The 18,614-nt window shown below is 70.5% G+C and carries 17 protein-coding genes; 7 read left to right on the plus strand and 10 right to left on the minus strand.

Annotation, left to right across the window (positions count from 1 at the left end; genetic code table 11):
- Position 1 precedes the first annotated feature (1 nt).
- The 5 genes from ETAA1_RS33355 to ETAA1_RS05845 form a co-directional block, all read right to left on the minus strand.
- On the minus strand, positions 2–661 hold the full coding sequence (locus tag ETAA1_RS33355) for a tudor domain-containing protein (RefSeq protein ID WP_145235159.1): 660 nt from the start codon (positions 659–661) through the stop codon (positions 2–4).
- 91 nt (positions 662–752) lie between these two features.
- Positions 753–2,117 carry an apiosidase-like domain-containing protein gene (locus tag ETAA1_RS05830; RefSeq protein WP_145235160.1) on the minus strand — a complete coding sequence of 455 codons (1,365 nt, stop codon included), beginning with the start codon at positions 2,115–2,117 and terminating at the stop codon, positions 753–755.
- 92 nt (positions 2,118–2,209) lie between these two features.
- Positions 2,210–3,712, minus strand: a complete 1,503-nt coding sequence (gene zwf / locus ETAA1_RS05835; RefSeq protein WP_145235162.1) for a glucose-6-phosphate dehydrogenase — start codon at positions 3,710–3,712, stop codon at positions 2,210–2,212.
- Positions 3,713–3,791: 79 nt separating this feature from the next.
- A complete protein-coding gene (locus ETAA1_RS05840) occupies positions 3,792–4,997 on the minus strand; it encodes a Trx7/PDZ domain-containing (seleno)protein (RefSeq protein ID WP_315851292.1) in 1,206 nt (401 codons plus the stop codon).
- A 27-nt stretch (positions 4,998–5,024) separates the two neighbouring features.
- A complete protein-coding gene (locus ETAA1_RS05845; protein WP_145235167.1) occupies positions 5,025–5,402 on the minus strand; it encodes a hypothetical protein in 378 nt (125 codons plus the stop codon).
- A 165-nt stretch (positions 5,403–5,567) separates the two neighbouring features.
- Between ETAA1_RS05845 and ETAA1_RS05850 the strand changes: the two genes are divergently transcribed.
- From ETAA1_RS05850 to ETAA1_RS05870, 5 genes are all read left to right on the plus strand, one after another.
- Positions 5,568–6,311, plus strand: a complete 744-nt coding sequence (locus ETAA1_RS05850) for an MJ0042-type zinc finger domain-containing protein (RefSeq protein ID WP_145235169.1) — start codon at positions 5,568–5,570, stop codon at positions 6,309–6,311.
- Positions 6,312–6,415: 104 nt separating this feature from the next.
- Positions 6,416–7,150 carry a UMP kinase gene (gene pyrH / locus ETAA1_RS05855; RefSeq protein ID WP_145235171.1) on the plus strand — a complete coding sequence of 245 codons (735 nt, stop codon included), beginning with the start codon at positions 6,416–6,418 and terminating at the stop codon, positions 7,148–7,150.
- Positions 7,151–7,217: 67 nt separating this feature from the next.
- Positions 7,218–7,778, plus strand: a complete 561-nt coding sequence (frr, locus tag ETAA1_RS05860) for a ribosome recycling factor (protein WP_145235172.1) — start codon at positions 7,218–7,220, stop codon at positions 7,776–7,778.
- 114 nt (positions 7,779–7,892) lie between these two features.
- On the plus strand, positions 7,893–10,880 hold the full coding sequence (locus tag ETAA1_RS05865) for a calcium-translocating P-type ATPase, PMCA-type (protein ID WP_145235174.1): 2,988 nt from the start codon (positions 7,893–7,895) through the stop codon (positions 10,878–10,880).
- Positions 10,881–11,000: 120 nt separating this feature from the next.
- Positions 11,001–11,369 carry a (2Fe-2S) ferredoxin domain-containing protein gene (locus ETAA1_RS05870; RefSeq protein WP_145235176.1) on the plus strand — a complete coding sequence of 123 codons (369 nt, stop codon included), beginning with the start codon at positions 11,001–11,003 and terminating at the stop codon, positions 11,367–11,369.
- A 40-nt stretch (positions 11,370–11,409) separates the two neighbouring features.
- Here ETAA1_RS05870 and ETAA1_RS05875 read toward each other — a convergent pair whose 3' ends face one another.
- A complete protein-coding gene (locus ETAA1_RS05875) occupies positions 11,410–12,336 on the minus strand; it encodes a metallophosphoesterase family protein (protein ID WP_145235178.1) in 927 nt (308 codons plus the stop codon).
- Between the two features lie 220 nt (positions 12,337–12,556).
- Positions 12,557–12,946, minus strand: a complete 390-nt coding sequence (locus ETAA1_RS05880; protein WP_145235180.1) for a RidA family protein — start codon at positions 12,944–12,946, stop codon at positions 12,557–12,559.
- 155 nt (positions 12,947–13,101) lie between these two features.
- Between ETAA1_RS05880 and ETAA1_RS05885 the strand changes: the two genes are divergently transcribed.
- On the plus strand, positions 13,102–15,591 hold the full coding sequence (locus ETAA1_RS05885; RefSeq protein ID WP_145235182.1) for a DUF1549 and DUF1553 domain-containing protein: 2,490 nt from the start codon (positions 13,102–13,104) through the stop codon (positions 15,589–15,591).
- An 80-nt stretch (positions 15,592–15,671) separates the two neighbouring features.
- Positions 15,672–16,112 carry a hypothetical protein gene (locus tag ETAA1_RS05890; protein WP_145235184.1) on the plus strand — a complete coding sequence of 147 codons (441 nt, stop codon included), beginning with the start codon at positions 15,672–15,674 and terminating at the stop codon, positions 16,110–16,112.
- On the opposite strand, the gene ETAA1_RS05895 is transcribed toward ETAA1_RS05890, so the two are convergent.
- The 3 genes from ETAA1_RS05895 to ETAA1_RS05905 form a co-directional block, all read right to left on the minus strand.
- Positions 16,089–16,748: a hypothetical protein gene (locus ETAA1_RS05895; protein ID WP_145235186.1), complete on the minus strand. Its 660-nt coding sequence runs from the start codon at positions 16,746–16,748 to the stop codon at positions 16,089–16,091. The two genes, ETAA1_RS05890 and ETAA1_RS05895, sit on opposite strands and share 24 nt — an antisense overlap.
- 162 nt (positions 16,749–16,910) lie before the next feature.
- Entirely contained in the window at positions 16,911–17,591 is a 681-nt protein-coding gene (locus ETAA1_RS05900) for an FHA domain-containing protein (protein WP_145235188.1), read from the minus strand.
- Between the two features lie 241 nt (positions 17,592–17,832).
- Positions 17,833–18,546 (minus strand): superoxide dismutase, encoded by a 714-nt coding sequence (locus ETAA1_RS05905; protein ID WP_145235190.1) that lies wholly within the window; start codon positions 18,544–18,546, stop codon positions 17,833–17,835.
- Between the last annotated feature and the right edge of the window lie 68 nt (positions 18,547–18,614).

Genomic DNA, 18,614 nt, shown 5'->3' on the forward strand with positions numbered 1-18,614 from the left:
GTCACGCCTCGGCCACCGGCAGGCGGACGCGGGCGAGCGGCAACTCGGCCTCCTGGCCGTCGTCGTACTCCACCGTCGCCTTGCCGCCGGCCGCGCGGACCACCGCCGCCCGCTCGTACTTCTCGCCCAGCCGCTCCCGCCGCGCCCACACCAGCTGCCCCGGGATCAGTTGCAGCAGCCGCAGGTCGGGCACCATCACCTCGGCCGCGGTGCCGTCCTCGTACTCCACGTCGGCCACCATGCCGACGATGTCGCCGACCGTTGCCGGGTACAGCCAGCCGCGCTCCCGGGGGGCGAACACCCGCGCGCCCTGCGCCAGCGGCCCGGCCACCGGCACCCGCAGGTACACCACGGCCATCTGGTCCTTGCGGCCGTCCTCGTACTCGACGCGGACCGTCTCGCCGTCCACGTCCACGACGGTGGCCGGGTCGTACTTGTTCTTGTCGCGGTCGCGGCGGGCGGCGACGAACTCGCCGGGGGCCAGCGCGATCGGCCGCAGCAGCACGAACGACGCCCGGCCGGCGTCCCCGTCGTCGAACGCCACGGCGGCGAGTTCTTCGTACTCGTCGGTGTCGGTGACGGTGGCCGGGTAGAGCCACTGCGGCTCCCACGGGGCCAGGACGCGGTCGCCGGGGGCGAACCGGCTCGGGGGCGGCGGCATCGGGGGTCCTCCGGGCGGACGACGGCGGAACACCCGATTGTTCCCAGAAGGGGGGGAGAAGTCCAGAGGGCACGGCGGGCCGCGCCTCGAATCACCGGCGCCGCACCACCAGCACCCAGTCCTCGGCGTCCGGCGGCGGCGTGAGCACGGCCCGGCGGCTCTCGCCGGTGCGCGGGTCGAACCACGTCAGCTCCGCGCCTGCGGCCACCGGCGGCGCCACGAGCCCCTTCGAGCCGGCCGGGAAGTACAGCACCGTCACCTTCCGGTCCGGCGTCGCGGCGCAGCCGACGAACGTGAACGGGTCGCCCTTCGCGTCCTGCGTCACGAGCTCCGGGGCGGGCTTGAGCTGCGTCCACGGTAGCGACTCGAACAGCTTCCGGACGTGGCCCATCTGCGCCGCCCCGGGCAGGCTCAGCGCCTCCCTCCAAGTCTTGGCCGGGCCGGTCCCCTTGTGGTCGGTCGGCTCCTCGCCGGGCTTCGTGTGCCAGCTCCACACGCCGTGCCCGCCGTAGGTGAACCCGGCGACCGGCGTGCTGAGAAGGCTCCAGTAGACGGCCCGGCGGACGCTGTACGCCGAGTGTGGCCGGCGGCTTTGGTAGCCGAAGTGGTCCTCGTAAGGCGGCTCAAGGTTGATGATCGGCCGCACCGGCACGTCCGGCCGCACCACCGGCCGCGTGGGGTCTTCCTTCTTCACGTACGCGGCCACGGGGCCGGAGTGAATCCACTTCGCGGTGTTGGCGTCGTCGCCGTGGCCGCTCTGGTAGCCGAGCACGGTCAGCCACTTCTCGTCGGCCCAGTCCCTCCACGGCCAGTTCATGCCGGTCGGGTGCGTGGTGACGAGCGGGCCGCCGATGTTGCCGAACACGGCCCGGCCGACGGCCTTCCACTTCGCCGTCTCGGCCGGGGTGTAGCGGGCGTCGCCGGCCAGCACGAACAGGCAGTGAGCCCCCTTGAGCCGGTCCACCTCGAACTTCACGAGGTCGGTCACCTGCGGCTCGGTCAGCTCGACGCCGGCGTCGCCCTTCTTGTGCGCCCACACCAGCACCGGTACGGCGAGCAGGCCGTGGTCGTTGACCGCCTTGAGGCGCGCGTCGAGCTGCTCGAAGAAGGCGGCGTTCGGGACGAGCTTCCCGTCCTTGAGGTCGTAGGCGGTGCGGCCGGCGGCGTCGGTGGGGGCGGTGCGCCACGGGGAGACGCAGTTGAACTGGATCGCGGTGAAGCCCTTGGCCTTGCGGTCCTTCAGGTAGAAGTCCCAGTCGGCGGCGGTGCTGAGGGCGGGGCCCGTCCAGCAGGTGTCGGCCAGGACGAAGAACGGCGTGCCGTCGGCGTGCTCCAGGTGAGTGCCGGCCTTGGCGACGCGGAGCTTGCCGTGCTTGGCGAACGGCGTGTCGCCGTCGGCCGCGGTGGCGAGGGGCGGGGCGGCGAGAAGGGCGAGCGCGGCAACCACTGAGCGCATCGGGGGCTCCGGCGAGAAGAGGGGCCGCTTGCGGCATCGCGCGGGTCCGCGCGATGCCGCAAGCGGCAAAACCCGAGCCAATGTGCGATCGGTCACCCGATCGGCTGCCACTTCCGCCCTTCGCTCAGGAGGAACTGGTCCGCCCCCGCCGGGCCGTGGCTGCCGATCGCGTACTCCTCCGGGTCCGCCGCCGCCGCCCGCTCGCACGCCGCGATGATCGGGTCCATGATCTCCCACGCCCGCTCGATCTCGTCGCTCCGCAGGAACAGGCTCGCGTCCCCCTGGATCGCGTCCAGCAGCATCCGCTCGTACGCCTCCGGCAGCGGCTTGTCGCCGTACCCGTCGCGGTAGTCGAACGACAGGTCGCGCGGGCTCAGCTTCGTGCCGTCCGTGTCGGGCACCTTCGTCTGGAAGTTCAGCGTGATCCCCTCGTTCGGCTGCAGCACCAGCGTCATCCGGTTGCACTGCAGCACCTCGCCCTTCGGGAGCGGGAACATCAGGTGCGGCGGGCAGCGGAACTGGATCATGATCTCGCTGTACCGCTTCGTCATCCCCTTCCCGGAGCGGATGTAGAACGGCACGTTCTTCCACCGCCCGTTCTCCACCGTCAGCCGCACCGCGGCGTACGTCGGCGTCTTCGACTCCGGGTTGATCGCGGCCGCCTCGTCGTGCTTCCCCGCGGCCGTGAGCTTGGCCTTCAGCTTCGCCAGCTCTTGCCGGTAGCCCGCGTACTGGCCCACGGACACGAGGTGTTCCGCCTCCTCGACGGTCGGCACCGGGATGCTGTCGAGCACCTTCATCTTCTCGTTGCGGAGCGTGTCGGCGGTGTACCGCACCGGGCTCTCCATCGCCACCAGCGTCATCACCTGCAACAAGTGGCTCTGGATCATGTCGCGGATGACGCCGGACGTGTCGTAGTACGCCAGCCGCTCGCCCACGGTCACCGTCTCGGCCACGGTGATCTGCACGTGGTCGATGTACTGGTAGTTCCACAGCGGCTCGAACAGCGTGTTGGCGAACCGGAACACCAGGATGTTCTGGACGGTTTCCTTGCCGAGGTAGTGGTCGATGCGGTAGAGCTGCTCTTCCTTCCAGTGCCTGTGGAGGGCGGCGTTCAGGGCCTTGCCGGTTTCGAGGTCGTGCCCGAACGGCTTCTCCACGATGACGCGGCGGAAGCCGCCGTGCTCCTGGCTGAACCCGGCGTCGCCGAGCGCGGCGCTGAGGTCGGGATAGAGCTCCGGCTTGACCGAGAAGTAGTACAACCGGCGCCCGCCCGCCGGGCCCTCGTTGGCGTCGAACCAGGCCTTGAGCGGCCCCGGGCCGCCGTCGCCGGTGATGTCCGCGGCGACGTAGTAGAGTTGTTTGGCGAAGCGGTCCCAGACCCCCTCGTCCCACTGCTCCTTGTGCGCGGCCACGGCCTCCTTCATCCTGGCGCGGAAGGCGTCGTCGGTGAACGCGGAGCGGGCCACGCCGACGATCTTGGCCTCGGCCGGGAGGCGGTTTTTGCGGGCGAGGTTGTACAGGGCCGGGATGAGTTTGCGGGCGGCGAGGTCGCCGGACGCCCCGAAAATGACGACGGTGAGCGGCGTGGTCATGCTGGTCCCCGCGGGCGGAAGGCGGGGTCGGCCCGCCGTACCGGGTCCATCCTATGACCCGGTACGGCGGGGCGGGCCGTCAGTTCGACAGCATCAGTTTCACCTCGGCCCTGCGGCCGGCGCGGATCACGTCCACGGTCACGGTGTCGCCGACCAGGAAGTTGCGGCGCAGGTACCCCAACAAATCGCCGGTCGTGCCGTCGAGGGGGACGCCGTTGAACCCCACCACCACGTCGCCGGTGCGGAACCCGGCCTTCGCCAGCGACGGGTGGAGGTTGTCGCCGATCTGGAACGCCGCCCGCGCGGCGGTCAGCCCGAGCCTCCGGCGGTCGTCGGCCGTGAGGTCGTCGCCGGCGAACGGGGCCGACGGCAGGATGTCGAGCAGCGACGGCCGCCACGTGATGTTCGTCTTCCGCCACCCGTCGGCGAGTTCCAGCGCCCCGGTCCGTTCCTTCCCCGCCTGCGACCACACGACGGGGATCGTCCCCTTCGCGGGCGCCTTGTGCAGCGCGTAGGAGGCGTCCGCGAACGACGCCACCGGCACGCCGTTCAGGCGCCGCAGCACGTCGCCCGGCTTGATGCCGACCTTGTCCGCCGGCGAGCACGCGGCGACGGCCTTCACCCGGTCGCCGGCGTCGAGATCGACGACGACGCCCACGTTGTCCGGCGGCGGGTAGGCCCACACGCTGGCGCGGTCCCAGTTCCCAATGGCCTTCGCGTCCGCCCGGCGGAACTCGTTGACGTTGTGGCAGTGGATACACCCCTTGTGCCGCTTGGCGGCGGGGATGTCCTCGGGGCGCAGCGGCGGGTCGGCCCGCTTCGCCGGCGGGGGCGCGGCCTGGTGCGCCTCCAGCGCCCGGCCCATGGCGTACCGAAGCCCCTTCAGGCTGATGCGGCTCTGGTCGCCGCGCGCGTCGCGGCCGCCGTACCGGCCGTAGACCGTCTCGTCCGCGTTCAGGAAGAACACGTACCACGTCACGTCGTAGTCGAAGTCGAAGACGCGGAGGTCCATGCCGGCGATTTGCACGAGCCGGACCCGGACGAACCGGTCGGCGATGTCGGAAATGTCCTTGTGGAGACGGACAACCTGCCCGTCGACTTCGGCGCAGTCGAGTCAGGGGTTGCAGCGGAACACGAGCATCATCGGCTTGCCGGTCCGCCGCGCCTCGGCCTTGGCGGCGGCGTAGTCGGTGTGCCACCCGTGCTGCTTCGGGTCGACGTTCTGGGCGGCCGCGGCGGCCGGCAGGAGCACGGCCGCCGCGACGGCGGCGAGGGCGGATCGCATAGCTGGGCTCCGGCGGACTTGGGTGGGTTACTTCTTCGGCGGGGCGCCCGACTTCAGCACCTCGATCTTCTCGACGCGCGGCCGCTCCTCGAACGTCCACTCCAGCCGGACCCGGCTCTTCAGCGGAATTTCCTTGAGCCGGGCGACCATCGCCTTGTCCGGGCCGCCGCCGGCGGCCGGGGCGCCGCCGCGCCAGTGCGGCACGTACTTCCGGGCCTTCTCCTCGCCGTCGGCCTTCACCTCGATCCAGGCCTCACCCTTGCCGGTCACCTCGCCGGTGACCGTGCCCTTGCGGGCCTCTTCCTTCTTCTCTTCCTTCTTGTCCTGGCCGGCGGCCGGGGCGCGGCCGACGGCCACGACGAAACCGACGGCGAGGACGGCGACGAACAGGCGGCGGAGGAGCATGAGAGGGTTCCTTGTCGGGAACAGGTGTCGGCCCGGGATGGCCGGCAGGTGGGACACGACGAGTATAGCCGCCGGCGGCCCGGCCCACGAGTGGTTTGTTGCGTCGCCGTCCGGCGGGTCTTACAATCCCGCTGCCCGAACCCTGATCTTCCCGGACGCCCGCTCGTGAACAACACCTGCCCGACCTGCGGGGCCGTCTACAACGTCGCCGCCAAGGACATCGGCCGCCGCATCCGCTGCAAGAAGTGCCAGACCGGCCTGACCGTGACCGACGCCGGGCTGGCGCTCGACGAGCCGCCCCCGCCGACGGCCTCGGGCCCCCGGCCGCCGCCCCCGCCCCGCCCGGTCGAGGAGATGGACGACCTCGACGACCGGCCGCGCCGCCCGCCGGCGCGCGGCGGGATGGCGTTCGACCCGTTGAAGGTGTTCAACGACTTCGGCGGGGTGGCGTCGCTGCTGTTCGGGTTCGGGGCGTTCCTGGTGATCGTGTTCCTCTTTCAGCCGATCATCGGGAACGCCGCCGTGAGCCGGGCCGAGGGGACGCGCGAGCGGATGGACCTCGAGTGGAGCGCCCAGGAGCGGAAGCTCCGGAAGGACGGCAAATCCCAGCCCGACATCGACGCCGCCCGCGAGAAGTTCGACAAGGACCACGACCGCCTGCGCGTGGAGGAGGCCGCGGCCTACGAGCGGGTGAGCACGAAGCGGGCCCGGTGGTTCGAGATGTACGGGATGATGTTCGGGTTCCTGTTCCTGATGGCCGGCAGCCTCGGCTACATGATGCCCGGGCAGACGACGGTGCGCCGCATCCTCGGCACTGTGGTGCTGGGGGCGCAGATGCTCATCATCTTCCTCGTATTCGGCGTCGGCGGCGGGTGCGGCGGCGGCGGCGTGCCGGGGGTGAAGGGGTGAGGGGTGGCCTGGGGAGGCGTTCTCACCCCTTCACCCCATCACCCCTTCAAGCGGTGCGGCAGAGTTCCTATTCCATCCGGATACCGAAGTGAGACGGATACCCCATGCCCGACACCGACTGGACCCCGAAGTACAAGCGCGTGCTGCTGAAGCTCAGCGGCGAGGCGCTCGGCCACGGCGGCAAGAGCGGCATCAGCCTGGATGAGGCCGCCGCCATCGGCGAGCAGTTGAAGCGCGTCGTCGCCCGCGGCGTGCAACTGGCCGTGGTCGTCGGCGGGGGCAACATCCTCCGGGGGGCGCAGTTCTCCGCCGGCGGCGAGACCATCAAGCCGGCCACCGCCGACTACATGGGAATGCTCGCCACCGTCATGAACGGCCTCGCCCTTCAGGACACGCTGGAGGCGATGGGGGTCGAGACGCGGTTGCAGAGCGCCGTGCGAATGGAGACGGTCGCCGAGCCGTACATCCGCCGCCGGGCGCTGCGGCACCTCGAAAAGGGCCGCGTCGTCATCCTGGCCGGCGGCACCGGCAACCCGTTCGTCACCACCGACACCGCCGCCGCGCTGCGCGGCACCGAGCTCGGCGTCGAGGTCGTGCTGAAGGCGACCCGCGTGGACGGCGTGTACAACGCCGACCCGGAGGTGAACGAGTTCGCCGAGAAGTACGACCGGCTGACGTACGACAAGGTGATGCGCGACGGCCTGCGGGTGATGGACATGGGCGCGTTCGACATGTGCCGCACCGCCAAGCTGCCGATCCTGGTGTTCAATTACAAGCGCGACCGGGCCATCGAGCGGGCCGTGGCCGGGGAGCCGATCGGGACGATCGTGGCCGGCTGACGCCGCCGGCCCGCCAAATAGACTGACACCTCTGAACGGTTCCGAATCCCGCACCGCAGGTGCCCCGATGAGCAGCGCGCAAATCCTCAAGGACGCCGAGGACCGGATGGAGAAGGCGCTCGACGTCTTCCGCAACGACCTGAAAGGCCTGCGGACCGGCCGCGCCTCCCCGGCCCTCGTCAACCCGCTGCGGGTGGACTACTACGGCAGCCCCACGCCGCTGGAACAGATGGCGTCGGTGTCCTGCCCGGACGCGGCGACGATCGTCATCAAGCCGTACCAGGCCGAGGTGCTGAAGGACATCGAGAAGGCGATCCGCTCGTCCGACCTGGGCCTGGCCCCGAATAGCGACGGGAAGACGATCCGCCTGTCGCTGCCGGCGATGAGCGGCGACCAGCGGAAGAAGCTGGTGGCGCAGATCAAGAAGCAGGCGGAGGCGGCGAAGGTCAGCTGCCGGAACATCCGCCGCGACGGGAACAAGCACTTCGACGACGCCGAGAAGGCGAAGACGATGACCGAGGACGACCGCGACAAGGGGAAGGCGAAGGTTCAAGACCTGCTCAAGCTCTACGAGGGCAAGATCGACGACCTCGGGTCGAAGAAGGAGAAGGAAGTGATGGAACAGTAACCCGGGGCGGTCCGTGCCCGCCGGCTCGGGGCTTCGCCGCTCGCGGCTTAGCGCTGGGCAGCGCGAAGCCGCGAGCGGCGAAGCCCCCAATCCTTCCCCACGTTGAACCCCCCCATGCGCTCCCTCCGCGACGTTGCCGACCTGTTCCCCAAGGCCCGCGACGCCGGCCTCACCCCGGACGAGGTGACCGCCAGCCGCGGCCGGTTCGGCGCCAACCGCCTCACGCCGCTCCCCAAAGAGCCGGTCTGGAAGAAGTTCCTCGAGAAGTTCGACGAACCGATCATCAAGATCCTCCTCGCCGCGTCGCTGCTGAAGATCGTCGTCGACCTGTTTGACGCTTCCCCGGTGTGGGGCGGCCTCGGCCTCGCCGCCGTGCTGGCCGTCGTCGTCGCCGCCGCGGTCGTGAAGGGGCTCGGCGACTGGGTGCCCTCCATTCTGTTCGGCCTTGCCGCGGTCCTCGTCGGCGTCAGCGTGCTGGTCGGCCACCCGTCGTATGAAGGGCTCGCGGTGATGATCGCGGTCGCGCTGGCGACCGGGGTCGCGTTCTACGCCGAGTACCGCTCCGACAACGAGTTCGATAAGCTGAACGCCACCAAGGACGACGTTCACGTCAAGGTCACGCGCGGCGGCACGGTCCACGCCGTCGGGCTCGAAGACGTGGTCGTCGGCGACCTGGTCGTGCTGGAGATGGGCGACGAAATCCCCGCCGACGGCCGCGTCCTGCGGGCCAACGAGTTGATGCTCGACCAGTCGCTGATGACCGGCGAGAGCGAGCCGGTGAAGAAGACGGCGGCGCGCGACGACGACGCGGCCGACGGCCCCGAGCAGCCCGGCTGCGTCTACCGCGGCACCCAGGTCGTGGACGGCGTCGGCCTGATGGTCGTCGGCAACGTCGGCGACGACACGATGATCGGCCAGATCGCCCGCCGCCTGTCCGGCGAGCCCGAGGGCGACGAGGCCGCCGCCGAGACGGCCGAAGGCCGCGTGCAGCAGAAGCTGACCATCTCGAAGGCCGCGACGCCGCTCCAGGAGAAGTTGACGGTCCTGGCCGACCTGATCAGCAAGGTGGGCTACATCGCCGCGGTCGCCATCTTCGTGGCGCTGCTGGCCCGCGGGCTGTACGTCGGTGAGGTGCGCTGGCCCGGCGCCGACGAGGCCGCCGGCCCGGTGCTGCTCGGCAGCGTGCGGGCGCTGCTGTCGTACTTCGTGTACATGGTCATCATCGTCGTCGTCGCGGTCCCCGAGGGGCTGCCGATGAGCGTGACCGTGTCGCTGGCGCTGGCCATGCGGAAGATGACCCGCGCCAACGCCCTCGTCCGCCAGCTCGTCGCCACCGAAACGATCGGCTCCGCCACCGTCATCTGCTCCGACAAGACCGGCACGCTGACGCAGAACAAGATGACCGTCAGCCGCGTCGGCATCGGCGGCGACGTTCACGACACCGTCGCCGGCAGCAGCGCCGACCCGGGCACGCCGCTCGGGTGGCTCGTGCTCAACAGCGCCGTCAACTCCACGGCCAGCCTCGAGGAGAAGGACGGTAAGACGCTCACCGTCGGCAACACGACCGAGGGCGCGCTGCTGACGTGGCTCCGCGGCGGGGCGTGGGTGCCCGGCGGGCCGGCCCTCGACTACGCCACCCTGCGGGCCGACCACCCGGTGCTGTACCAGCTCCACTTCTCGTCCGACCGCAAGCGGATGACCACCGTCACCCGCGACGGCGACAAGCTGGTGTCACTGGTGAAGGGCGCGCCGGAGATGATCCTGGAGCACTGCGACCGCTACCTCGCGGCCGACGGCTCCGTGCGGCCCCTCGCCGACGTGCGCGAGCGGTTCATGATGGGCCTCCGGGGCGCCGCCGGGGACGCGATGCGGACGCTGGCGTTCGCGCACGCCGTGCTGCCGCCCGGCTTCCCGCAGGACGAAGACGCCATCCACGAGCGGCGCGACGAGATCGAGAAGGGGCTCGTCTTCACCGGGTTCGTCGCCATCCGCGACCCGATCCGCCCCGAGGTGCCGCCGGCCGTGGCCCAGTGCCGCGGCGCCGGGATCGAGGTGAAGATGATCACCGGCGACAACATCGAGACGGCCCGCGCCATCGCCCGCGAGTGCGGCCTGCTCGACAGCCCCGACGCGCTGGCGATGACCTCCGACGAGTTCAACCAGCTGTCCGACGACGAGCTGAAGGCGAAGCTGCCGCACCTGCGCGTGCTGGCCCGCGCCCGGCCGCTGGACAAGTACCGCATGGTGAAGCTGCTCCAGGAGCAGCAGCACGTCGTGGCCATGACCGGCGACGGCACCAACGACGCGCCGAGCCTGAAGAAGGCCGACGTGGGCCTGGCGATGGGCATCGCCGGCACCGAGGTGGCGAAGGAGGCGAGCAAGATCGTGCTGCTCGACGACTCGTTCGGCACCATCGTGAAGGCCGTGAGCTGGGGCCGGTCGCTGTACGAGAACATCCAGCGGTTCGTGCAGTTCCAGCTGACCATCAACGTGAGCGCGCTGACGATCGCGTTCCTGGGGCCGTTCCTGGGGCTCAAGCCGCCGTTCACCGTGCTGCAACTGCTGTGGATCAACGTCATCATGGACACGTTCGCGGCCATCGCGCTGTGCAGCGAGCCGCCGCGGCCGGGGCTCATGCGGGCGAAGCCGAAGCGGCGCGACGACAGCATCGTCACCCGGGCGATGGCGGGGAACATCCTCATCACCGCGGCGTTCTTCGTGGTGGTGATGATCGCGCTGCTGATGGGGATGCAGCACTGGGGCTGGTTCGCGGGGGCCGGCGAGAAGTCGGGCGAGTTCCCCGAGCTGACGCTGCGGCAGGCGACGATCTTCTTCTGCGTGTACGTGTTCTTCCAGGTGTGGAACCAGATCAACTGCCGGTCGCTCGACCCGCGCGAGAGCGGCTTCTACAAGCTGTTCGCCAACCCGCAGTTCCTGCTGATCGCGTCGCTGACGGTGGTCGGGCAGGTGCTCATCGTGACCGTCGGCGGGGCGGTGTTCAACGTGGAGCCGCTGGGCGTGATCGACTGGCTCGTGATCGCGGCGAGCACGGCGAGCGTGCTGGCGTTCGCGGAGGTCGCGCGACGGCTCCGCGGGAACTGACCAATTACCAATGACCCACCAATGACCACGGAAGCCACCGCTTTTCTCCCGTGGTCATTGGTGGGTCATTGGTAATTGGTCATTCCGGGCTGTAGCGCGTTATTTGTCCCTGGTGTGGCCATGACCCCGGAAGAACGCCGAGAGCTCGCCGCCATCGCCGACAAGTTGCTGATCGGCCACTTCCACCGGCACGTCTTCCTGTGCCTCGGCCCGACGTGCTGTGCGTCCGAAGCCGGCGAGGCCGCCTGGGACGCACTGAAGCGCGAGTTGAAGGACCGCAACCTGTCGCTGGCGGCCGGCCCCGCCGCGTGCTACCGCACGAAGGTGGGCTGCCTGCGCGTGTGCAAGGGCGGCCCGGTGATGGTCGTGTACCCGGAAGGGACGTGGTACGCCGGCATGACTGCCGACCGCGTGCCGCGGTTCGTCGAGGAGCACCTGGTCGGCGGGCGGCCGGTCGAAGATTGGGTGTTCGCGCGGAACCCGTTGTAGTTGCTCGCGGCGTAGCGCTACGCCGCGAGCGGCGGGCAAACTACCGCCCCGCCATCTCGCCGGCCCCGCTGTACTCGACCGCGGTCACCTCGCCTGCCGGCCAGTCCACCCGCAACAGCCGCTTGAAGCCGTAGTCGCCGCCGACGTTGTACCCGCGCGTCGGGCCGAAGCTCGCCTCGCGGGCGAAGTGGGTGTGCCCGCAGAACGCCAGCGGAATCCGGCCGGCGTACTTCGCCAGCACGTCCTCCAGGTCGGCGTTGCCGCTGAACGCCTCCCACATGAGCGCGTCCAGGTCCGGCGGGTCCGGCTTCGGGTAGTTCAACCGGCGGAACGGCGGGTGGTGCGTCACGACCAGCGCCGCCGGCACCTGGCTCAGCGCCTCAGCGAGGTGGTCGTTCAGCGTTTCCACCGCCTCCTGCGCGAACCCGGCGTCGTCGAAGTGCCAGCGGACGAAGTTGGCGTCGTTGTGCCGGCCGCGGGTGAACCGCTTCGTGCGGAGGCGGTCGGCCCACTCCGGGGTGAACTCGCGGAGGCGGTCCACGCCCCACGAGTAGTCGTACCAGTTAATCGAGCCCACCACCGCGAACCGGGCCTCGGGCAGCACCAGCGGGCCGTGGTCGAGGTAGTGGAAACCGCGGGCCGCGGCCTCGGCCGGCAGGTGGTGCCGGTACACGTCGAGGGAGTCGCCGCGGGGGTCGTCGGAGCGGACCCAGATGTCGTGGTTGCCGGGCACCAGCGCCTTGTGGCACGGCAACTCGGCGAACAGGTCGAGGCACCGGCCGAACTCGTCGCCCGCGCCGACGTCGCCGGCGATGACGAACAGGTCGGGCGGGTCGCGGAACAGGTCGTCCGCGAGGGCGTGGGTTGCGGCGGCCCCGCCCGGGTGGCGCGGGCCGAAGTGGAGGTCGGCGGTAACGGCGATCCGGACCGGGCGGCCGGGTCCGGCGAGCCGCGGGGAGGTCGTCATACCCCCATTCTACCGCACTCTCCGGACCGGCGCGACCCGCACGAGGGGGCGCAGCCCGCAGATTCATCCGATCTTCGCCATTACGTCCGGCGTAATCGATGCATTCGGGCGAGCTCAGAGTCGGGCGAAACCGCTTCCCCGTGAATGAGTTCGGACGAACGGAAAAAATCACTGGACGATCCCGAAATCTAGCTAACACTTGTCCAGTATCGATGCCGTGCTACGAAGCCGTCCGCAAGCGGGCGGTCACCTCGATTTCGATCTTCATCCGCGGGTCGGTAAGGCCGGCGGCGAACATGGTCGCGGCGGGGCGACTCTCACCGAAGTACTTCTTCAGCACCGGCCAGCACGGCTTGAAGTCCGAGGCCGTCGGCAGGATGTAGGTGACGCGTACCACGTCGGCGAGGGAAGCCCCGGCCTGGGCGAGCGCGGCGGCGATGTTCTTCAGGCACTGGTCGGCCTGCTCGGCCACGTCGTCGGAAATGGTCATGGTGGCGTAGTCGAACCCGGTGGTGCCGGAGACGAACACCCACTCGCCGTCCACGACCGCCCGCGAGTAGCCGATTTCCGCCTCGAACGGCGAGCCCGTGCTGATCAGCCGCCTGCCCATCGCGTGACCCCGAAAAGAAGTTGGACCCCCGGCAGGATACGAAATTCTCTCGCCCCCCGGCCGAGGATCGGTTAGGCTAACGATTGAATCGCACCCGCCAGCTTCGCTTTCCCACCCACCGGGGTTCGCCCCGGCTCGCCTCCCGCGAGGGCTCCATGACCCGCCTCGTTCCGGCCGTCGCCGTCCTGCTCGCACTTGCGTCGCCCGCCGCCGCCGCCCCGCCGTCCGACCCCGCAAGCCGCGCCGAGGTCGCCGGCACCCCAACCGCCGTGGAAGTGACGCCGGCCAGCGTCACCCTCGACGGCGTCCGCGACGCCCGGCAGTTGGTCGTCACCGGCCGGTACGCCGACGGCACGGTCCGCGACCTGACGACGCTCACCACCGCGACGGTGAACAACGCCGCGATCGTGGACGTGCAGGACGGCCTGTACCTGCGGCCGAAGGCCAACGGCGCCGCGACGCTGACGCTGGCCGTCGGCGGCAAGACGGTGCAAGTGCCGGTCGCGGTCGCCGCGATGGATCAGCCGTCGCCGGTGAGCTTCCGCAACCACGTCATCGCGGCGATGAACGTGGGCGGGTGCAACATGGGCGCCTGCCACGGCACCCCGAGCGGCAAGAACGGCTTCAAACTGTCGCTGCGCGGGTTCGACCCTGCGGCCGACTACCTGATGCTGACCCGCGAGCAGTTCGGCCGCCGCACCGACAAGCACAGCCCGGCCCAGAGCCTGCTGCTGCTCAAGGGCGTCGGCGCCGTGCCGCACGAGGGCGGCCAGCGCTTCGGCATGGCGAGCGTGCCCGGCGAGATGGTGCTGGCGTGGATCGCCGAAGGGCTGAAGGACGACGCCCCGACGGTGCCCGGCGTGAAGAAGGTGGAAGTCGCCGGCGGCGGTCGCGTGCTGAAGACGCCGGCCCGCTGGCAGCAGCTGGCCGTGGTCGCCACCTTCGCCGACAACAAGAGCCGCGACGTGACCCGGCTCACCAACTTCAGCAGCTCCGACCCGTCGGTCGCCGACGTGACGCCGAGCGGGCTGGTGGAGTTCAAGCGGCCCGGCGAGGTCGCCATCCTGTGCCGCTACCTCGAAGAGATGGTCGCGGTGCGGGTGACGTACCTGGAGCCGCGCGAGGGCTTCACCTGGCCCAACCCGCCGGCCACGAATTACGTCGACACGCACACGTTCAACAAGCTGCGGATGATGAGCATCGCCCCGTCGGAGCTGTGCGCCGACGACGAGTTCGTCCGCCGCGCCTACCTCGACGCCGTCGGCCGCATCCCCACGCCGGACGAGAGCCGGGCGTTCCTCACGGACCAGGACGCGAAGAAGCGCGAGAAGCTGATCGACCGGCTGGTCGAGATGCCGGAGTTCGCCGACTTCTGGGCGCTGAAGTGGGCGGACGTGCTCCGCAGCAGCCGCAAGACGATCCAGATCAAGGGGAGCTACGGGATGCAGGCGTGGCTCCGCGGCCACTTCGCCCGCAACACGCCGTTCGACACCGTGGTGCGCGAGATCATCACGTCCACCGGCGACACCTACGCCAACCCGCCGGCCAACTACTACCGCATCGCCAAGGACCCGCAGAGCCTGGCCGAGACGACGGCCCAGCTGTTCCTCGGGGTGCGGATGCAGTGCGCGAAGTGCCACAACCACCCGTTCGAGCGGTGGACGCAGGACGACTACTACGGCATGGCGGCGTGGTTCGCGCGGGTGAAGCAGCGGCCCGCGGGCGTCATCGGCACCCGCCCCGCCGCGCCGGCCGGCGCCGCCGAGGTCGTGTTCGTGAGCCGCGACGGCGAGGTGACGCAACCGCGGACCGGCAAGACGATGCGGCCGCGGTACATCGGCGTCGGCGACGCGGACGTGCCGGCCGGCGTGGACCGCCGCGAGAAGCTGGCCGACTGGCTGACCGGCGCCGAGAACCCGTTCTTCGCCAAGTCGGTGGCCAACCGCGTGTGGTTCCACCTGATGGGGAAGGGGATCGTGGACCCGGTCGACGACTTCCGCGAGTCGAACCCGGCCGCGAACGACGAGCTGCTCGACGCCCTGGCCAAGGACTTCGTGAAGTCGAAGTTCGACCACAAGGCGCTGGTGAAGACGATCATGAAGTCGCGGACGTACCAGCTGTCGGCCCAGCCGACCGACAGCAACCGCGACGATACGAAGTACTTCTCGCACGCCGTGACGAAGCTGCTGACCGCGGAGCAGCTGCTGGACGCGCTGTGCGACGTGACGGGGCTGCCCGAGAAGTTCCCGGGCCTGCCGGCGGGGACGCGGGCGATCCAGCTGCCGGACGGCGAGGTGAACAACGCCTTCCTGAAGACGTTCGGCCAGCCGGCGCGGGAGCTGGCGTGCGAGTGCGAGCGGGAGAGCGACGGCAACCTGGCGCAGGCGCTGCAGCTGATCAACGGCCCGACGGTGAACGACAAGATTCGCAACCCCGGCAACCGCCTCGGCAAGCTGCTGGACGCGAAGAAGTCGAACGACGAGGTGCTGACGGAGCTGTACTTCGCGGCGCTGTCGCGGGGGCCGTCGAGCGAGGAGCGGCGGCTGGCGCTGGCGCACGTCGAGCGCGGGGCCGACAAGCGGAAGGCGTGGGAGGACGTGCTCTGGGCGCTGGTGAACACCCGCGAGTTCCTGTTCCGGCATTGATCCCAAGTCCGACCTGACGCGCATCCTGACCGGCCCCGGCGGCGACCCCGCCGGGGCCGGTGTCGTTCCCCGGAGGTGTCATGCGTGCGGCTGCGTGGGCGGGGGTCGTGTTGCTGGCGTGGCCGACGGTCGCGGCCGCAAACGTGGCGGTGCTCTATTACCCGGGCGACCCCGGCTACGCGCGAGCAAGGTTGGCGTCGCAGGTGGTCCGCGGCGCGGCGGTCGGGGCGGTCGTGACAGGGATCGCGTGGTTCGTCCGGTCCCGGGGCTCCAATCGCGTGGCCGCGACGGCCGTGCTCGGCACCTTCCTGGTCGTCGCGCTCCTCTACTGGGGCGGCTCCTTGGTCGTCATCGTCCCGCCGGACGAGCCGAAGCTGCCGTTCGAGCGATTCGGCCGCCGGCCCGGCCCGGGGGAGGTGAGCGGTGAGGAGGTCACGCTCTACGCGGCCGTGGGTGCGATGGTCCTCGCGGCCGGCGGGGTCGCGGTCGCACGGCGGTCAGTCCCGAAGCGTGAGGGCTAACTGCCGCCGCTCCGCGGCAGTCAGCCCCGCCGGCGACGCGGTCCGCGCCGCGGCCCGCGCCGCGGCCGCCGCACGAGGGTTCCCCGCCCGCTCGTGCGCCAGTGCCAGGTACGCCAGCGGCCGGGCGTCGCCGGGGCGCAGGTCTCGGGCCTCGGCCAGCGCCTTCACCGCCTGACACAGCACCTCCTCGCGCGACTCCACCTCGTCGGCCCCCGGCTGATCCGCGAGGCGCAACAACCCCGCGCCGCGGTGGAACGCCTCGGCCGCGCGGTCGCCGTCGTCGCGGGCGATCTCCATCAGCCGGGTGTGACAGTGGACGAGGTGTCCGCGAACCGGGCCGGTCCCGTCCTGCGCCGCGGCGACGAACCGCTCGAAGTGGCCCCGCGCCTCCGCAGCGCGGTCGAGCTTCCACAACAGCTCGGCGAGGTGCGCCCGGAACATCGGCTGGTCCGGGTACCGGCTCACGTGCGCCTCGAGGTGCGTCGCCGCGGCGGCTTGTTCGCCACGCTGGAGGCACTCGGCGGCGAGCGTCAGCGAGTCGTCGTCGGCGGGTGTGGTCAGCTCCGGCGGCGGCGGGCCGAGGAGCGTCTGACACCCGGCGGACGCGAGCAAACCGACGAGCAGCAGCCGGCGCATCCGTCGTCCTCCCCGGAGGGACGAATCGACGGCGCGGGTCGCACTAGTTCAGGCGGTTGGGGCGGACTGGGGAAGTGGCGTGGGAAGCTGGGCAAGGGTGACGGGTCGTGCCTGATGGATGGTCGAACGCCCACCCGCCGCGGCGGGTGGGCTTCGCCGGGTCTAGCGCATCGGCTCCGGCTCGCTGATGGTGCGGCCGTACCGGGCCAGCAGCATCTGCACCGCCTGAACCGTCTGCCACTCGTTGAACCCGAGCTTGACCTCCGTCCCGTCCTCGTTGGCGTCGATGTTCTCGACGGCGTTCGTCAACCCGCGGTGGAGGTAGTCGAAGATCTCGCTCAGCCGGGCGGATTGGGCCGGGGTCAGCTTGTTCGGCAGCGGCGGTAGGTCGTCGTCGAACGCCGACCACTGCTTCGGCGTCGCCTCCGGGTCGAGCGGGGCGGCGGCCGGCACCCGGCCCGCGGCGGCGGCCAGCTCGTCGGCGCGAATCGTCTGGGCGTGGGCGCCGCCGTTGGCCGGCACCGACGTGGCCCGGCGGGCGGCGATCTCCTCCATCGTGCCGAACAGCAACATGCTGCGGCCGATCGACACCTGATCACCCGGCCGCAGCCGGCGAATCTGCACCGCGGCGCCGTTGACCCGTGTGCCGTTGGTGCTGTCGAGGTCGGTCAGGATGATGTCCTGGTCCTCGATCTGAATCTTGGCGTGGTAGCGGCTGACGCGCTCGTCGTTGAGACGCAGGCCGTTCCCCTCCTCGCGGCCGATCGTGACCGGGATCGGCAGGTCCTTGTAGACACGCCCCTTGTCGACGCCCTCGAGTACGAGAAAGGTGACGCTGCGCATGAGCCGGGTCCTTGCGGCGGGGGCGCCGGCCGGGGCGAACCGGCCGGTAGTTTGGGTATAGCACAAACCGGCGATTGGGGGGCGGAGGTGTCGCGCCGATCCCTCCCCGCCGGCATTGTCACCGGGCGGACTGCCGGTGTCAATTCACTGTTTGCGTTTTTGTGTCTGGTGTCGGGCGGTTCGTGGGACTGGTCGCGGGGGCGACCCTCACCCGCCGCGGCGGGTGGAGGCTTCGTGGGCGTCACGCCTTCGGCCGCCGGGTGTACTGCTCGTTCACGTGGTTCCAATTTACCACCTGGAACCACGCCTCGACGTACTTCGCGCGAACATTGCGGTACTTCAGGTAGTACGCGTGCTCCCACACGTCGACGCCGAGCAGCGTGTGCTTCCCCTCCATCAGCGGGCTGTCCTGGTTCGGCGTGCTGCTCACGCCGAGCGGCTTGCCGTCGGCCCCGCCGACGACGAGCCAGGCCCAGCCGCTGCCGAACTGACCCAGGGCGCGGGCGGTGAACGCCTTCTTGAAGCCGTCCATGCTGCCGAAGCTGGCGTCGATGGCGGCGCTGAGCTCGGCCGACGGCGCGCCGCCGGTGCCGGGCTTGGCCATCATCCGCCAGAACCACGTGTGGTTGAGGTGGCCGCCGCCGTTGTTGCGGACGGCGGTGCGGACCGCTTCCGGCACGGTGGCGATGTTGCGGACGATGTCTTCGATCGGTCGCGCGGCCCAGTCGGGGGCGCCGGCCAGAGCGGCGTTGAGGTTCGTCACGTACGCCTGGTGGTGGCGGTCGTGGTGAATGGTCATCGTCTCCGCGTCGATGACCGGCTCCAGGTCGGTCGCCGGGTACGGCAGCGGCGCGAGCACGAAGGGGCCCTTCGGCTGGGCGGCGGCGAGGCCGGGGAAGGCCAGGCCGGCGGCGCCGGCGGTGGCGCTCTTAAACAGGTCGCGACGGGTCAGCATCGGTGGGTTCTCGGTGGCGTGGGGAGGGCGACGGTTCGCACGGCTGATCGTAGGCGCCGGCGGGACGG

The organism is Urbifossiella limnaea (assembly GCF_007747215.1).
Taxonomy (GTDB): Bacteria; Planctomycetota; Planctomycetia; order Gemmatales; family Gemmataceae; genus Urbifossiella; species Urbifossiella limnaea.